We start from the raw sequence: 15499 nt of genomic DNA, 5'->3' as shown, positions 1-15499 counted from the left end.
TGCCTTCGTATCAAGTCACCTGCAACGAAATTAATCACGCGCACTGTTTAAAATCATTAAAATTATTTGTAATAATGGAGTACCCGATACATTACCTATCGAGAGAAGATAATTTTTGACCACTTGGAACGTACCATCCTCGCCTGGTATTCAAATGCGAAGAATTCGGAATCGGTGAATGTTGACGCTCACTCGCACGCCGCTGCGAATTAGCTTGTTCGGAGGGGGGACGGATTACCCCGAATACTTCGAGCGTGCGCCCGGCGCTGTGATCGGAGCCGCCATTGACAAGTACATCATTATTGCAGCGTTGGATTTGATCGGCTGCCAGGATTACAATTATCGATTGAGCTATTCCCGGGTCGAGCACTGCCAGCGCATCAGCGAGATCGATCATCCCGTCGTCCGTGAGGTTCTGTCCCATTTCGATGTCCAAAACCGTTTGGACATCAGTATCATCTCCGACTTGCCCGCCGCCGGGAGCGGTCTCGGCTCGTCGTCGGCCTTTACGGTCGGTTTTCTGAAGACGGTCTATGCGTTGTTGGGCCAGAAGCCCACGAAGATCGAGCTGGCCAAGAAGGCGATTCACGTCGAGCGCGAGATCTTGCGCGAGAATGTCGGCGTCCAGGACCAGCTCCACGCCGCGTTCGGTGGGATCAATCGATTCGATTTCAGCGGTTCCGCGATCCGGATCTCGCCCGTCCAGATGAGCTCCACGGCCATACAACAGCTCAACGCGTCGATGGTGCTCGTCCATACGGGCATCGCCCGGCGCGCGACGACCACGGTCGCCGCCCAGATCGCCGTGACGCGCGCACGCGCGATCGACAAGGAACTGTCCGAACTTTACCGCCTCGTCGAGGAATGCGTCTCGCTGCTGGAGGCGGCGACGAGCGGCTGGCTCGCGCAACTCGGTGAGATGCTGTCCGCCTCGTGGCGCATCAAGCGGACCCTGTCGCGCGAGGTCTCGAACGCGGTCCTCGACGACCTGTTCGAGGCGATCATCGCGTCGGGGGCCTATGGGGCGAAACTGTGCGGCGCGGGCGGTGGCGGCTTCTTCCTCGCGCTCATCGATCCGGACCGGCTTCCGGCGCTGACCGAGCGGGTGGCGCCGCTATCCGTCGTTCCGATCGGCATCGACGTCGACGGCTCGACCCTGATCTATCGCCAGACCCGCTGAGCGGCGCCCGTACCTCATTCCAGCCCGGCCGCAGGCGGCCCGACGGCTCATCGCGACGAGAGGCAACGATGCGAATTCTGATCACCGGCGGCGCCGGCTATATCGGGACCATCCTGGTGCCGATGCTCCTTGAGCGCGGACACCACGTCACGGTGCTCGACACGTTCAAGTCCGGAGCCCCGGACCTGTTCTCGGCCTGCCAATACGATACGTTCGAGCCGATCAAGGGCGACGCGCGCGACACGCGCATCCTCGACGAGCTGATCCCGAAGCACGACGTGCTCATCCCCCTCGCGGCCCTGGTCGGCGCGCCCCTGTGCAAGGAGGACACGATCGGCGCCACGACGCTGAACCGCGACGCGGTGATCGCCCTGGTCCAGCGCGCGGGCGGCGAGCAGAGGATCGTCTACCCGACGACCAATTCGGGCTACGGCGTCGGCGAGGCCGGCAAGTTCTGCACCGAGGACTCGCCCCTGCGGCCGATCTCGCTCTACGGCACCACCAAGGTCGAGGCCGAGAAGGCCGTGCTCGACAGCGGGCGCGGCGTCACCCTGCGGCTGGCGACGGTGTTCGGCATGGCGCCGCGCATGCGCCTCGACCTCCTCGTCAACGACTTCACGCACCGGGCCGTGACCGACCGGGCGCTCCTGGTCTTCGAGGGCCACTTCAAGCGCAACTACATCCACATCCGCGACGTCGCCAAAGGCTTCATCCACGCGATGGACAATTACGAGCGGATGCGCGGCGAGGCGTACAATCTCGGCCTGTCGAGCGCCAACCTGTCGAAGCTGGAACTCTGCGCGCGCATCAAGGCGCACGTCCCGAACTTCGTCTATGTCGAGGCCCCGATCGGCGAGGATCCGGACAAGCGCGACTACATCGTGTCCAACGCGAAGCTGGAGGCGACCGGCTGGTTCCCCGACTTCGACCTCGACCGGGGGATCAAGGAGCTGATCAAGGGCTTCCGGATGATCCGCAACTCGCGGTTCGCCAACGTCTGATCCGGACGGCCCCCGCCCAGCATTCATCGCTCCGCCGGGCGGCCCGACAGGTCGGCCGACGGGGGCAACGGACCGAGGTGCCCATGAGCGCGATCGTCGATTTTCTCACGCAGACCCGGGACACCTTTCAGGTCGCCCTCGACGATTCCCGCTTCCATGCAACCCTCGCCGAGATCGCCGATTTGGTGACCGCGTCCCTGCGCGGCGGCGGCAAGCTCCTGACGATCGGCAATGGCGGGAGCGCCGGCGACGCGCAGCACATCGCGGGCGAGTTCGTCTCGCGCCTCAACTATGATCGGGCGCCCGCCGCCGCTCTGGCGCTGACCACGGACACATCCGTGATCACCGCGATCGGCAACGATTACGGTTATGAGCACGTGTTCGCGCGGCAGGTGCTGGCCCTCGGGCGGCCGGGCGACGTGCTGCTCGCCCTCTCCACCTCCGGCCGATCGCCGAGCGTGCTCAAGGCGATGGAGGCGGCCCGGGGATTGGGCGTGCGGGTCGTCGCCTTCACCGGGGCGACGGGCGGGGCGATGCCCGAGCGGGCGGATCTCTGCCTGCACGCGCCGTCGGACGCGACGCCCCTGATCCAGCAGATCCACATCACTGCCGCGCACATCGTGTGCAGTCTCGTCGAGGAAAACCTGTTCCCCCGCGGGACGACAGCGTGAAGGGCGGCCTGTGACCGAGTCAGAGCGGAAGGGCGGCAGCCCCGTCCGGCAAGCCATGATCCTGTGCGGCGGCTTCGGCACCCGCCTGGGCGCGCTGACCTCGGCGATGCCCAAGCCGCTGCTGCCTGTGGCGGGGGAGCCGTTCCTGGACGTCTTGCTGTTCGAGCTCGGCCGCCACGGCTTTACCGACATCGTGCTGCTGGCCTCGTTCCACAGCGAGAAGATCCACGCCTACGCCACCGACAACCCGGTCGCCCGACGCTTCGGCATGACGCTGCGGGTCTCGATCGAGCCGGAGCAGGCCGGGACCGGCGGCGCCGTCGTGCACGCCCTCCCCCAGGCGGACGAGAGCTTTCTCCTGCTGAACGGCGACTCGTGGTTCGACGTCAACCTGCTGTCCCTGCTCGCCATGGCGGCGCGTCATCCCGAGGCGGCGATGGTCCTGTCACTCCGTCGGGTCCCGGACGCTGCGCGCTACGGCGTCGCGCTCCTCGACGGGGTCCGGATCACGGCCTTCCTCGAGCGGCCGCCTGAGCCGGGTCCCGGTCTCGTCAATGCCGGCGTCTACTTGGTGCGTCGCGATGCACTGGCCGGCCTGCTGCCGGCCTGCTCTCTCGAGCGGGACGTCCTGCCCGCGCTGGTCGCCGAGGGCCGCGTGGTGGGCGAGGCCCACGATGGCTACTTCCTCGATATCGGCGTGCCCGAGAGCTACGCCCGGGCTCAGGTGGAGATCCCGGCCCGCCGGAAGAGACCGGCCGCCTTCCTCGATCGGGACGGCGTTCTCAATCACGACCACGGCTATGTCGGGTCCGTGGACCGGTTCCAGTGGATGGAGGGCGCCCGCGACGCCGTGCGCGCGCTGAACGATGCCGGCTACTTCGTGTTCGTGGTCACGAACCAGGCCGGAGTCGCCCGCGGCTTCTACACCGAGGCCGACGTCGCCCGTCTGGCCGCCTGGATGCGGGACGACCTGCGCGCGGTGGGCGCGCATATCGATGATCTCCGGTACTGCCCCTATCATCCGGACGGGACGGTCGAGGCCTACCGGGCGGTCCATGGCTGGCGGAAGCCCGAACCCGGCATGATCCTCGATCTGATGGACCACTGGGACATCGACCGCGCGCGCAGCTTCCTGGTCGGCGATCAGGAAACCGATCTCGCCGCCGGTGGGGCGGCGGGGCTCGCCGCGCATCATTTCCGGTCGGATGACCTGCTCGCCTTCCTGCGCGAGGCCGCGCTGACGGGCTAGCAACAGCTGTCGGGGATCGCCTGAGACGCGCGTTGCCGCGCGGCGGGTTCAGTCGTGGGACTGGATCGAGAGCTCCGCCTCGGCCGCCTCACGCATGGCGCGGTCCCAGTCGAGCCTGCGCTTGGGCGGCGTCTCACCCTCGGCGTCCGCGGCCTTCCGATCGCGCGGATCGACGATCTTGATGTCGTACTCGGGCACGCTTCAATCCGCTCTTTAACCGACGATTAATCGTATTGGCGGAACGCACGGGTCCTGTCAGCGGTTCGATCGCTCGATCCACAATCCGGTGACGCTCCTCATCCGTGGCCGGACAGACCGATCAGGATCATGGCGGCGTGCACGGCTCCGACGATGGAGCCCGACTGGGCGAGCTGTAAGGCCTCGGCCCGTGGGACACGCACCACGGCGATGTCCTCGCCGGGATCCGGACGCGCCGGCCCGGCCGCGGTCAAGCGCGCACGGACGAGATGCATGCGGTTGGCGTAGCGGGCCGGATCCGCGTTGAGGGTGATCACGTGTTCGGCAGCGGCAAAGGTGTAGCCGGTTTCCTCGCGCATCTCGCGCTCGGCGGCCGCAACGATATCGGGGTCGGCGGGATCGATCGCCCCGCCCGGAAGCTCCAGGCTTAGGGCTCCATAGGCGTGACGGTATTGGCGGACGAGGATGACGTGATCGGCCGCGTCGAGGCCCAGCACGAGGGCGATGTCCGCGGTCTCGAGCACGTAATAGGGGTCGAGGACGTGGCCCGAAGGCGTCACGCAGTCGTCGGCACGGAGCCCGAGCCATCGATCCTTCACGACATGGTGCGACTTGCGCACGGTCCAACGCGATGCCGACATCATCGTTTCCTGGCGAACAGTGTCTTGTATCTTCGAGGCCGGTCGCCAGTCATTGTCGCTCTTCTTCACGGATACGATGCTGCAAGTCTAACGCCGTGCCGCCAACCGGACCTGTCTTTGACTTGAGGGGCGAACGCGCGTTGCGCTGCCCCGGCTCAGCCGGTAAGCCTCCGGGGGTCGTAAACTCTCGCGCCGCGGATGTCACAGGTCGTAGGATGACGGGAACGAAACTCGCCATGGCGTGCCGCGTCTGCGATGGACGCGATGTCGAGCTGTTCCTCGACCTGACCGATCAGCCGCACTGCAACCGTTTGATCCCGCCGGAGCTCGCCGACCGGCGCGAGCCGCATTTCCCCCTGCGCGCCGGCTTCTGCCACGACTGCACGCTCGTCCAGATCGATCACACGATCCCGAAGGAGAGCATGTTCAGTGACTATCCCTACGTCTCGGGCACGACGAAGACGCTGGTGGAGCATTTCCGCCAGACGGCGGCCCGACTCGTGGAGCGGTACGGCCTCGGGCCTCAGGACCTCGTCGTCGATATCGGCAGCAACGACGGCACGTGGCTGCGGCAGTACGAGCCCTTCGGCCTGCGCCGCTGCGGCGTCGAGCCCGCCGCCAACGTCGTGGAGCTGGCCCGCGCCGCCGGCGTGCCGACCTTGAACCGCTTCTTCAATGAAGAGACCGCCGAGATCGTCCGCGCGCAGGACGGGCCGGCGAGCCTGATCACCGCCGCCGGCGTGTTCTTCCACTTGGAGGAGCTGCACAGCGTCGTGAAAGGCATCGTCACGCTGCTGAAGCCCGACGGCGTCTTCGTCGTGCAGGCGATCTACTTGGGCGACATGATCGAGAACACCGCCTTCGATCAGATCTACCATGAGCACCTGTGCTACTACACGCTCCGCTCCCTGGAGCAGCTGTTCGCGCGCCACGGCCTCGAAGTCTTCGACGTCAGCGTCGTCCCGGTCCATGGCGGCTCCCTTGAGGCGCATGTCGGCTTCCCCGGGGCACACCCGATCAGCGACGCGGTCAAGCGCATGCGCGCCGACGAGGAGGCCCGCGGCTACGGCATGTTCGAGACCTATGTGAGCTTCGCCGAGAACGTCCGCCGCCTGCAGACGGCGCTGCTCGACCTGCTGGAGCGCATGCACGCCGAGGGGAAGACGGTCCACGCCTACGGCGCCCCGGCCAAGGGCGCGACGCTGCTCAACGCCTTCGGCATCGGCCCGCGGCTGGTTCAGGTCGCGGCCGAGAAGAATCCGCTGAAGTTCGGCCGCCTGATTCCCGGCGCCCGCATCCCGATCGTCGAGGAGGGCAGCGTGCCCGCGCCCGATGCCTATCTGGTGCTCGCCTGGAACTTCATCGACGAGTTCCTGGCGCGCGAGCGCCGCTACCTCGAGAACGGCGGCGCCTTTATCGTCCCGGTGCCGGAACTCAAGGTGATCACCGCAGCCGACCTGCCGAAGGCAGGCTGAGCGTGGCCGCCCTCCCCCGCGTCTCGATGCCCGAGACCGTCGTCGTCGTCGGTGCGACCGGGTTCGTCGGCCGCAACCTCGTCGCGCATCTCGCCGGCCGCGTACCGCGGCTGATCGCGGTCAGCCCCTCCGGCCGCGCGGTGCCGGGGGCGCATGAGGCCGCGCGCTTCGACGCCCTGGAAGCGCTGTCGGTCCCGGCCGACGCGATCCTCGTCAACGTCGCGGCGCAGCGCTACGACGCCGACAACTTCGAGACGGCGCAGAGTGATCTGCTCACCGGCAATGCCGAGATCGCCAACCGCCTCTACCGGTTCTGCCTGACGAAGGGCATCCGCGAGGTGCGCGCGGCCTCGAGCGTCGCGGTCTACCCGGCGGCCTGCGATCCCCTCGACGACGCGCGGCCGGTCGACCTCAACGCGCCGCCCAACCGGAACGAGGCCTTCTACGCTTGGTCGAAGCGCTGGGCCGAGGTGATCGCCGACCTTCACGCCGAGCGCTACGGGATCCACACGATCAGCTTCCGCCTGAGCAACCCCTACGGTCCCCACGACTCGACGGATCCGCGCAAGGCGCATGTCCTGCCGGCCTTCGTGATGCGTGCGCTGGCACCGGGGGAGCGCTTCGAGATCAAGGGTAACCCGCTGGTCGAGCGCGACTTCATATACGTCGGCGACGTCATCGACGTTTTCGCACGCTCCCTGGAGATGCGAGAAACCAGCGACGTGCTCAACCTCTGCCGCGGCGGGACCACGACGCTGCTCGACCTCGCCCACACCATCCTGAAGGTGGCCGGGGAGGACCGGCCGGTGCACGCCCCCGACACGGCAACTCGCGGCGTGCTCGCCCGCCGCTCGACCAACCAGCGGCTGCGCGAGCGCTTCGATATCTCGACCTTCACGGGCCTCGCGGACGGGCTGCGGCCGACGATCGCGTGGTATCGCGAGGCCTATCGCTACGGGGCTCACCATGCCGGGGCCTGAGCGCGACATCGTCATCGGGGCGGACGGCTTCCTCGGGCGCAACCTCGTCCCGCGGCTCCGGGCCGGGGGCCGCGCGGTCGTCGGGATCGGTCGCGCGGCGGGTGACCTCTCCGAGTGGGCGAATGTCGAGCGGGCGCTGCGCGCCTCGCCCCCGGCCGGCCGGATCTTCCATGTGGTGACCCGCCAGCGGACCGGCGCGGTGCAGTACGACATCCAGGGCGAGCTCCTTGCGATCAACGCCCGGGTCCACCTGAACGTCCTCGAGGCGTGGCGCCTGTACCAGCCGCAGGCCAAGCTCGTCTCCACGGGCTCGTCCTGCACCTATCCGGAATCGGCGGAGCCGCTCCCCGAGGCGCGGTTTGGGCAGGGGCCGACCCACCCGTCGGTGATCGGCTACGGGCTCGCCAAGCAGGTCCTGGCGACGGGCTCGGCGGCCTACGCGCACCAGTACGGCCTGAGCTTCCTGCACTGCGTGCTGGCGACGCTCTACGGCCCACACGACAACAAGGCCGCCGACCGCAGCCACTTCGTCGGCGCCCTGCTTGACCGGGCCGTGCGGGGGAAGGCAGCGGGCGCGCAAGCCTTCGAGGTCTGGGGCAACCCGCAGACCGTCCGCGAAGTGCTCCATGTCGACGACCAGATCGACGCGATCCTGGCCGCCGACCGGGCGTTCAACAACGAGATCCTCAACTGCGCCGCCAACACGCCCGTCACCGTCGAGGCGGTGGCGCGGGCGGCGCTGGCCGCCCTCGACTGGTCCGTCCCCCTGGTGAGCCCGCCCGGCTCGTTCCAGGGCGCGGCCTACAAGATGCTCGACTCGACGCGGTTCCTCGACCGGACCGGCTGGCGGCCGCGCATCGATCTCGAAGCGGGCCTGCGCAGGCTCGTCGCGGCGGAATACGCCGACCGGTAGCGAGCCGTCGCATTCGGTTGTTCGAGGCCCAGAGTCGGTCTCGCTCGCGCGGTCCTGGCTTCCGTGCGGTTGCCTTGAGAGGCGAACGCCGCCAGCGCGCCTCCAAGAGTCCCCTAAGACGCACCCCAGAGACTCCGACGACGTGCGATGCGAGGGGCGTCGCTCCAGGGTCTCTCGGGGGTTCAGGCCTTCGCCGCCATGGCGGCTGCGGCTGCGTGAAGCCCCCACCGGACGAGGTCCTGCGCCTCCTGCGCCGTCTTGGCCTCTGCGTAGCACCGCAGCTCAGGCGCATTTCCCGAGGCCCGGAAATGGATCGTGCGCCCGCTCTCGAGCCCGATCCGAATCCCGTCCTGCTGGTCGAGCGAGTCGGGTGACCCGATCGGCCCGAGGAAGGCGGCCCGGAAGTCCGCATCCCGGAGTCGTTCGAGGAAGGCGGCGCTCGCCTCGGATGGGGTGTTCGGCAGGCGATCGCTGGCCATCTCCCCGGCATCGAGGGACGCCACGAGGTCTGACAGCGGGGTTCCGGCTGCGCGGGCTGCGGCCAGGGTGGCCAGGATCGGCAGCATCGCATCGCGCGTGGCCAGGGCTGGCAGCATCCTGCCGTCGAGGATGACGTCCGATCCGAGCAGGAACCCACCGTTCGCCTCGAACCCGACGACGATCCGCGATCCGGCGGACGTCGCCTGCTCCATGCCGGCGATGACGAAGGGCGAGCCGACCTTTGTGCGCACAACCCTCCGGAAGCCGCCGGACTGCTCGAGGGCCGAGCCGGCCGTGACCGGCACCACCACGGTGTCGGCGCCGAGGTAACGGGCGGTGATGAGCCCGAGCACGTCGCCCCGCAGGATCCGGCCCGTCCCATCGGCCACCAGCGGCCGGTCGGCGTCGCCGTCCGTGGTCACGAGCGCGTCGAAGGCGCCCGGCGCCATGACATCGCGGATGAAGGCGATGTCCTCCGGACGATGGGCCTCGGTATCGATCGGCACGAAGACCTGCGACCGGCCGATCGGCGTCACCTGCGCGCCGAAGGCGGCGAGCAGATCGGACAGCAGGTCGCGGGCCACCGAACTCTGCTGATAGACCGCGATGCGCAGGCCCTTCAGAATGTCCGGTGCGAAGGCGGTCCCGTAGCGCTGCTGGTAGCGCGTGATGGCGTCGGGCTCGGGCGTGGCGGATGACGCAGCCGGTTTCTCGCCGCCGGCCGGGATATCCGCCAGGGCGGCGAGGATGGCTGCCTCGTCGGCTTTGGTGATCTCGCCGTCGGGGCGGTAGAACTTGAGTCCGTTGCGGTCCTCGGGGATGTGGCTGCCCGTGACCATGACCGCATAGGCGCCGCGCCGCATCGCCTCCAAGGCGAGGGCCGGGGTGGGCAGCGCGCCGCAATCGATCGCGGTGAAGCCGGCGGCTGCGGCCGCCTCCGCCACCGTGGCGGCGATGCCGGGGCTGCTGTCGCGCAGGTCCCGCCCGATCACGACGTGGCGGCGGTCATCGTCTGCCGAGACGGATCGAAGGAAGGCGCTGGCATAGGCGTAGCTCGGCCCGCCGACGAGGTCGGTCACGAGGCCGCGCAGGCCGCTCGTCCCGAATTTCAGACTGCTCACGGTCGCTCCATCGTCTCCGCATCGGCGCACACGTCTGAGATCGATGCCGCAAACCGCGAGCGATCACAACGCCGCGCACCGGAATGCTGCTCTCGCTGAGGCCGGGGTTACTCCTCCGTCGGACGCCACCTGTGGAGCCGGCTCCTTGGCTTAACCCGCGGCGCGCCGTGCCGGATCGGTCAGTGCGTCAAGAGGCCGGCAGTTGTTGTTCGAGATGTGCCCGAAGGATCGAGTAGTGTCGGACGACTTCGTCGAGCCGCTCGGCGTTCGCCGTGCCGGTCGCCGCCGAATCAAGCGGCGGGCGGTAGGCGGCCGCGTAATGGGCGGCCTGCGCCTTGAGCTTCGTGGCGACGAAGTCCAGATCGGCCGACCAGACGGCTTCCGCCCGGACCAATTGGAGGCGCCTGGAGATCTCGAGCCAGTTCAGATCGAGGGCGATGCCGCTCCCCATCTCCTTGAACAGATCGAACATCGAATCGAGGATCGCGATCGCGGTCTGCGCCGACATGGCCCTGCCCTCCGTCAGGTTCGCGCGGTCACGAGGTCGGGGCGCGCGTACCAGTCGTCGAACAGGGAGAGCTGACGGAAGCGCCGCCGGTAGCCCTGACCGGTCAGCAGCGCGTCGATCGCCTCGCGGCTGGCCGAGAAATTGTGCTCGACGCTGATCAGCGCGATGTCGTGACGCGTGAAATCGAAACTCTGCAGCACATCAAACTCGCCGCCTTCGACGTCGATGCTCATGTAGTCGATCCGCCGGGGCGCGCGAGCCTCTGCCAGGAACCGCTCCAGCGAGATCGTCACGACCGGATATTGCCGGCGCTCCTGCCGGAATTGCGCGTGGAAGTCGCCGCCGGCGAAATCCTCCATTCCGGAGAGTTCACCGATGTCGACCTCGTTGAACAGGACCTCGACCCCGTCAGTCTTATAGACGCACTTGTCGGAGATGAAGCAGTCGCGGTTCTTCCGCAGCGACGCATGCCAGGCCCGGGCGGGCTCCGCGAGGGCGCCCTGCCAAGCGTAGGTCTTCTCCAGCAGGAGCGTATTGCTGAGGCTGACGCCGTCGCAGGCGCCGAACTCCACGAAGTAGCCGTTGCGCTTCTCCTGCAGCTCGTACAGCACCCACAGGTCCTGCAGCAGTTGCGCGTTGGAGTAGGGCGCCATCCGCGTTGCGAAGGACAGGAAGTCGAGTTCGGCGTCGAGGATGTGCGGGCGCGCGTCCAGATTGTCCCTCAGGTTGATCAGGGCATTGAACACCGTCAGGAGTTCGATATCCATGGTCTTCGGCTCCAGTCTCCGGACGGACTCGCGCGAGAGCGACGGGATCTCAGCTGCGTACCGACGGTTGCGCCGGCGTGCGCGCGGCTGCCAGGATCCGATTCGATCCTTCGAACAGGACGCCGTGCTGGAGCGCGGCGGGTCCCTGATCCGGTACGATGCGCGCCGCCCTGCGGATCGCGGACAGGAAGCGCTTGCGACTGAATCCGTAGGGCCGCAGGCTCCCGACGAGCGCATCGATCAGGGTCGACGTCGCCTCGGACCGCGCCCGGGCCAGATCGCGCTCGCGCAACACGGCGTCGCGCTCGGCCTTCAGGAGGGTCAATTCGACCTGCTGCTGCTGGATCCGGCGGATGTAGGTCGTCTCGATGGCATTAATAGCATTCGTCATCGTGCGGCAGCCCTGACCCGGAGCGGATTAATATTTCGATGCCGAACCATCGGTCCGCGGCGTCCGGCCCAGATCAGCCCCCGATCCGCTCCACAGGAGCAGCGGCGTCGGTGTGCGGTTCGCTGGGCAGGGCCGAGCCGACGATCACGCCGGTCTCGGATTGCGCGGCTGTCAGCTACAAATCCAGCGCCCCTCCCAGCTGCTCACCCCTGCATCTTGCTCACGACCTGCTTGACGAGCAGCAGACCGATGCTGGCGCAAGTGAGCCCGAACATGATTACGTACAGATAATCCACCTGGATGCCGGCATAGGGATAGTACGCGGACCTGACCCACTCCGCCAATTGCATCGCAGGGTTATATTTCATCCAGTAATAGACCTTGTCGGGCATGTAACTTGGAAGAAACATGACGCCGCTGGAGACGTACAGGATAATGCTGAACAGCGCGTAGCCGATCAACCAGCCCGGGAAGAAGCCGATGATCGCCACGTTGATCGTCCCGATCCCGATGCCCAGGATGATGGCGGCGAGGTAGCCGCACATCGCCGTGAAGGGCTGTGCGGGGATCGGATCGGTCCCGATGACGATCAGAATGGAGCAGACGACCAGCAACGCGAGGAAGCCGGTCACGATTTCCACGAGGATCCGGGCGAGGATCACGTCGAACAGCTTGACTTGCGGATAGTAGGTCAGCGGTCGGTTCATGATGACCGCCTTCATGACCTCGCGAGAGATGTACTGGAATACCAGAACTGGAACTGCACCCGACGCGAAGAACAGAGCCCGATTGTCGCCGAGCGGCGCCGCCAGCTTCTGGAAGGTGTAGATGGCGATCAGCATGAAGACGTGCACGCAGGGCCAAAGCACGACCACGCCGTAACCCCAGAGCGAGGCGCCGAAACGGGTGCGCATGTCCCGCAGCATCAGGGCGTGCAGGACGTGCAGATAGGACTCGACCGGGCTCTTCTGACCCTGAGCCGTCGGGAGGGCGGGCATCGACGTGACCTCTCGTTACCGGACCTGCTTCGACGAGAAAAGGGGCCAAAGTGCGTTGACCCGCGCCTTCGACCGGGTGGGCCTCAGGTCGTGAGAGCGTAATAGTCGCGCATCAGGCCGTCATAGACCGCGCCCCGGATCGACAGGGCGGACGGGCCACCGGACGGGATGTCGAGGGCGAGCAGGCGGTCGTTGCAGGCGGCCGGGTCGGTGGCGAGCGCATAGGGCAGGAGATGGCCGTTGGGGTCGGCACGCAGCCGCTCCGCCGGCTCGCCGAGGTCGAAGGCCGCCACCGGCAGGCCGGTGCGCAGGGCCAGCGTCAGGGCGTACGAGTAGGTCTCCGGCCAGATCGCCGGCAGCAGCACCAAATCGGCCGAGACCTGGGTGACGAGATCGAGCATCTCGTCGTCCTCCCAGTGGCGGCCGGTCTCGGCAATCTGGAGGGCCGCCCGGGCGACCCGGTCGAGGGTTGGGTCGTCGCTGGAGTACCGCCCCGACTCGGTGACACCGGTCCGCTCCAGGCTGCCCGTCAGGGCAGGGTCGGAGTAGCCCACGATGGAGAATTTTAGCGGCAAGTTTCGCTTAGCCGCGTCCGAGGCCAGGGCCTGAAGCAGCAATCCGCCTTCAGGGAGGCTGATGCCGCCGAGCACCGCGACGCGGCGGACGCGGCCGGGCCGCTGCAGCGCGGTCGCGCGCACCGCCCGCTCCGGCTCCGGATGCGGCCGCACCGTGACCGCGAGATCCGGGTASACCGCCCGGATCCGGGCCGCCGTGTCGGCGGACGGCGCGAACACCCGCGCCGCGCCGGAGAGGAACGCCCCGAACGCCGCCCGCCGTTCCCCCGGATCGGGCTCCTCGAACCCGTCCGCATCCGACGCGAGACACGCCCGGCACTCGGAGRCCGGCGCCAGGCCGCAATAGCGCCCGTCGGGCTGGACGAGATGGTTGCGGTGGCAGACCGGCGAGTAGTCGTGCAGCGTCCAGGCGTAGGGCCGGCCCGACCCCGCCACCAGRTCCATCAGCGCCCGCGCCGCCGCCCAGCGCAACCCCGCCAGGGAGTGCACGTGGATCAGCACCGGCGCCAGCTGCGCGACGAACCCGGCGAGTTCSYCSGCGTCGCGCGGCAGGTACAGGCTGTCGAGGTTGGGCAGGTACAGGAACTCGGGGCTGCGGTAGGAGACGTGGACCTCCAGGTTGCGGGTCCGGTCGATCTGCAGCAGCACGACGCTCAGGCCCTCGGCCCGGGCCTGGGCGATCATGTCGTCGATGTGCCGCTGGATGCCCCCGCCCCAGGAATGGGTCACGTACAGGAGCGCCCGCCCCGAGAAGTGCCGGGCCAGCCGCGCCCGGTCGAGCCGCCCGCGCCCGCGCCGGCCGGGATCGGCCTGGACGAACTGGCCGACCCGGGCCGGGTAGTCCGGGTGCTTGGCGAGCAGCGCCGCCTGGCCCTGGACGTACTCGCCGCCCKCGTCGAGCCCGAACGAGATCTGGCCGGCATGGTGGACGAACACGTCCTCGGCCARGAGGTTGACGAAGCCGGCCTTGATGGCGCGCAGGCACCAGTCGTTCTCCTCGCCGTAGCCCTTGCCGAAGGCCTCGGCGTCGAGGTCGCCGACGGCGTCGAGCGCGGCGGCGGTCATGTACATGCAGAAGCCGACGCCGGTGGGCACGGGCACGGCTTGGCCGCGGTTGATCTGGGCGGCCATGCGGTCGAGRTCGGGCCGGGCGATCTCCAGCGGCATGGTGTTGTTGGCGTTGAAGCGCGGGTAGGAGCAGATCGTGGCGTTGTTGGASAGCGGCGTGACGCTGCCCACGGGCGGGCGRTCGCCRYCCKGCGCGACCTGGGCCGCGGGTTCGGCATGGGCCACCAGCCGGTCGAGCCAGTCGCCGAAGACCTCGGCGTCGGAGTTCAGCAGGACGACGGCGCGGCCCTGGCGGAGGCTGAGGGCGCGGTTGACCGAGCGGACGAAGCCGAGGTTCGTTGCGTTCTCGACGAGGTGGAACAGGCCGCGTCGGGCGAGGGCGGCCAGCTCCGCGGCGAGCTCCGGGTCGGGAGAGCGGTCGTTGACGGCGAGCAGGGTGAAGGGGGTGGCCTGGGGCTGGGCCAGGCAGGCGTGGATGGCGCGCAGGGTCTCGCCGCGGCCCTTGTAGACCGGGACGATGACGACGACGCGGGCCTGCTCGATSGGCAGGGCCTGGGGMAGGCCGTCCCACGCGTGGGCCGCGGGGGCYTCCATCGGCGGATAGGTGCCGAGATCCTCGGGGGCGGCCATCAGCCCGGCGGCCCGGCCCGTGCGCACGTAGTGCAGGAAYGGCGACTCCCCCRGACCCAGGAGATGGCCGTAGGTGTCCCTGTAGAAGGCGACGGAGAAGTCCTTGCTCGGATCGCGCCCCTCGTGCTGGCCGTAGGCGACGAAATGGGCGAGCGGGCCGCCGGGGGCTCGGGCGGCGTCGGGGTTGCGCTCGGCGTAGAAGGCCGCGTCGAAGAACGGCGCGACCGCCCGGGCCTCGTCGGCGAGGGCCGCCTCCCGCGAGTCGGGCGTGCCGTAGCGGGGATGGAAGGCGCCGGCCGAGAGGTCGGTGCCGTGCAGGAGCGCCGTGGCGAGGAAATGGGCGAGGGGCGCCAGCCCGGTCTCGCGCACGCCGCCATGGGCGTCGCAATAGGCCTGTCCGTCGAAGTCGGGTCTGGGATTGCGGCCTTTCCGCCAGCCGGTGTCGCAATAGTCGCGCACCGCGTCGTCCGCCTCGGACAGACCGTAGCGCGCCCGGTAGAAGGCATGGTCGAAATGCCCCGCCACCAGCCGGGCCTGCAGATCCAGCAGCCTCGCCCGCGTCGCGGTCTCGCGCCCGATCGCGCCCAGCCAGCCGGTGTCCTCGACGGGCGCCCGCGCCGGCCGCAGGCCGCAGACGCCGAGCAGCGCCGCCA

Annotated in this window: 15 protein-coding genes; 7 read left to right on the top strand and 8 right to left on the bottom strand. The window is 68.4% G+C overall.

Translation table 11 applies throughout. The features are described 5' to 3' along the window. Positions 1-178 precede the first annotated feature (178 nt). The 4 genes from AC1DXK_RS20900 to AC1DXK_RS20885 all read left to right on the top strand — a co-directional run bounded on the left by AC1DXK_RS20900 (position 179) and on the right by AC1DXK_RS20885 (position 4101). Positions 179-1180, top strand: coding sequence for a GHMP family kinase ATP-binding protein (locus tag AC1DXK_RS20900; protein ID WP_477298922.1), 1002 nt, complete (start codon positions 179-181; stop codon positions 1178-1180). Between the two features lie 68 nt (positions 1181-1248). Continuing rightward, a complete protein-coding gene (locus AC1DXK_RS20895) occupies positions 1249-2181 on the top strand; it encodes an NAD-dependent epimerase/dehydratase family protein (RefSeq protein ID WP_477298920.1) in 933 nt (310 codons plus the stop codon). Between the two features lie 83 nt (positions 2182-2264). Next, positions 2265-2852 (top strand): D-sedoheptulose 7-phosphate isomerase, encoded by a 588-nt coding sequence (locus tag AC1DXK_RS20890; protein ID WP_477298918.1) that lies wholly within the window; start codon positions 2265-2267, stop codon positions 2850-2852. A gap of 10 nt (positions 2853-2862) precedes the next feature. Next, positions 2863-4101, top strand: coding sequence for an HAD-IIIA family hydrolase (locus tag AC1DXK_RS20885; protein WP_477298916.1), 1239 nt, complete (start codon positions 2863-2865; stop codon positions 4099-4101). A 48-nt stretch (positions 4102-4149) separates the two neighbouring features. Here the strand turns inward: AC1DXK_RS20885 and AC1DXK_RS20880 are convergent, their stop codons facing one another. Both AC1DXK_RS20880 and AC1DXK_RS20875 read right to left on the bottom strand, forming a co-directional pair. Next, positions 4150-4299 carry a hypothetical protein gene (locus tag AC1DXK_RS20880; RefSeq protein WP_477298914.1) on the bottom strand — a complete coding sequence of 50 codons (150 nt, stop codon included), beginning with the start codon at positions 4297-4299 and terminating at the stop codon, positions 4150-4152. A 98-nt stretch (positions 4300-4397) separates the two neighbouring features. Continuing rightward, on the bottom strand, positions 4398-4940 hold the full coding sequence (locus AC1DXK_RS20875; protein ID WP_477298912.1) for an NUDIX hydrolase: 543 nt from the start codon (positions 4938-4940) through the stop codon (positions 4398-4400). Between the two features lie 215 nt (positions 4941-5155). Between AC1DXK_RS20875 and AC1DXK_RS20870 the strand changes: the two genes are divergently transcribed. The 3 genes from AC1DXK_RS20870 to AC1DXK_RS20860 are packed head-to-tail and all read left to right on the top strand — an operon-like array spanning position 5156 to position 8308. Further along, positions 5156-6415, top strand: a complete 1260-nt coding sequence (locus tag AC1DXK_RS20870) for a class I SAM-dependent methyltransferase (RefSeq protein ID WP_477298910.1) — start codon at positions 5156-5158, stop codon at positions 6413-6415. A 2-nt stretch (positions 6416-6417) separates the two neighbouring features. Next, positions 6418-7395 carry an NAD-dependent epimerase/dehydratase family protein gene (locus AC1DXK_RS20865; RefSeq protein WP_477298909.1) on the top strand — a complete coding sequence of 326 codons (978 nt, stop codon included), beginning with the start codon at positions 6418-6420 and terminating at the stop codon, positions 7393-7395. Further along, positions 7382-8308 carry an NAD-dependent epimerase/dehydratase family protein gene (locus AC1DXK_RS20860; RefSeq protein WP_477298907.1) on the top strand — a complete coding sequence of 309 codons (927 nt, stop codon included), beginning with the start codon at positions 7382-7384 and terminating at the stop codon, positions 8306-8308. The genes AC1DXK_RS20865 and AC1DXK_RS20860 overlap by 14 nt, the downstream gene beginning before the upstream one ends. A 182-nt stretch (positions 8309-8490) precedes the next feature. Here AC1DXK_RS20860 and AC1DXK_RS20855 read toward each other — a convergent pair whose 3' ends face one another. The 6 genes from AC1DXK_RS20855 to AC1DXK_RS20830 form a co-directional block, all read right to left on the bottom strand. Further along, on the bottom strand, positions 8491-9909 hold the full coding sequence (locus AC1DXK_RS20855) for a phosphohexomutase domain-containing protein (protein ID WP_477298905.1): 1419 nt from the start codon (positions 9907-9909) through the stop codon (positions 8491-8493). Positions 9910-10096: 187 nt separating this feature from the next. Further along, the gene (locus tag AC1DXK_RS20850; protein WP_477298904.1) at positions 10097-10417 is read right to left on the bottom strand and encodes a hypothetical protein; all 321 of its coding nucleotides are present in this window, start codon (positions 10415-10417) and stop codon (positions 10097-10099) included. A gap of 14 nt (positions 10418-10431) precedes the next feature. Beyond that, positions 10432-11184, bottom strand: a complete 753-nt coding sequence (locus AC1DXK_RS20845) for an FkbM family methyltransferase (RefSeq protein WP_477298902.1) — start codon at positions 11182-11184, stop codon at positions 10432-10434. A 49-nt stretch (positions 11185-11233) separates the two neighbouring features. Next, complete coding sequence (locus tag AC1DXK_RS20840) at positions 11234-11575, bottom strand: hypothetical protein (RefSeq protein ID WP_477298900.1); 342 nt, start codon at positions 11573-11575, stop codon at positions 11234-11236. A gap of 203 nt (positions 11576-11778) precedes the next feature. Then, on the bottom strand, positions 11779-12573 hold the full coding sequence (locus tag AC1DXK_RS20835) for an ABC transporter permease (protein WP_477298898.1): 795 nt from the start codon (positions 12571-12573) through the stop codon (positions 11779-11781). Positions 12574-12656: 83 nt separating this feature from the next. Then, a partial coding sequence (locus tag AC1DXK_RS20830; RefSeq protein ID WP_477298896.1) for a glycosyltransferase occupies positions 12657-15499 on the bottom strand: 2843 nt, incomplete at its 5' end.

It is taken from the genome of Methylobacterium sp. P3_A11 (genome assembly GCF_056403155.1).
Note: the sequence above shows the minus strand (reverse complement) of the source record. Positions and strands in the feature narration are given on the sequence as shown.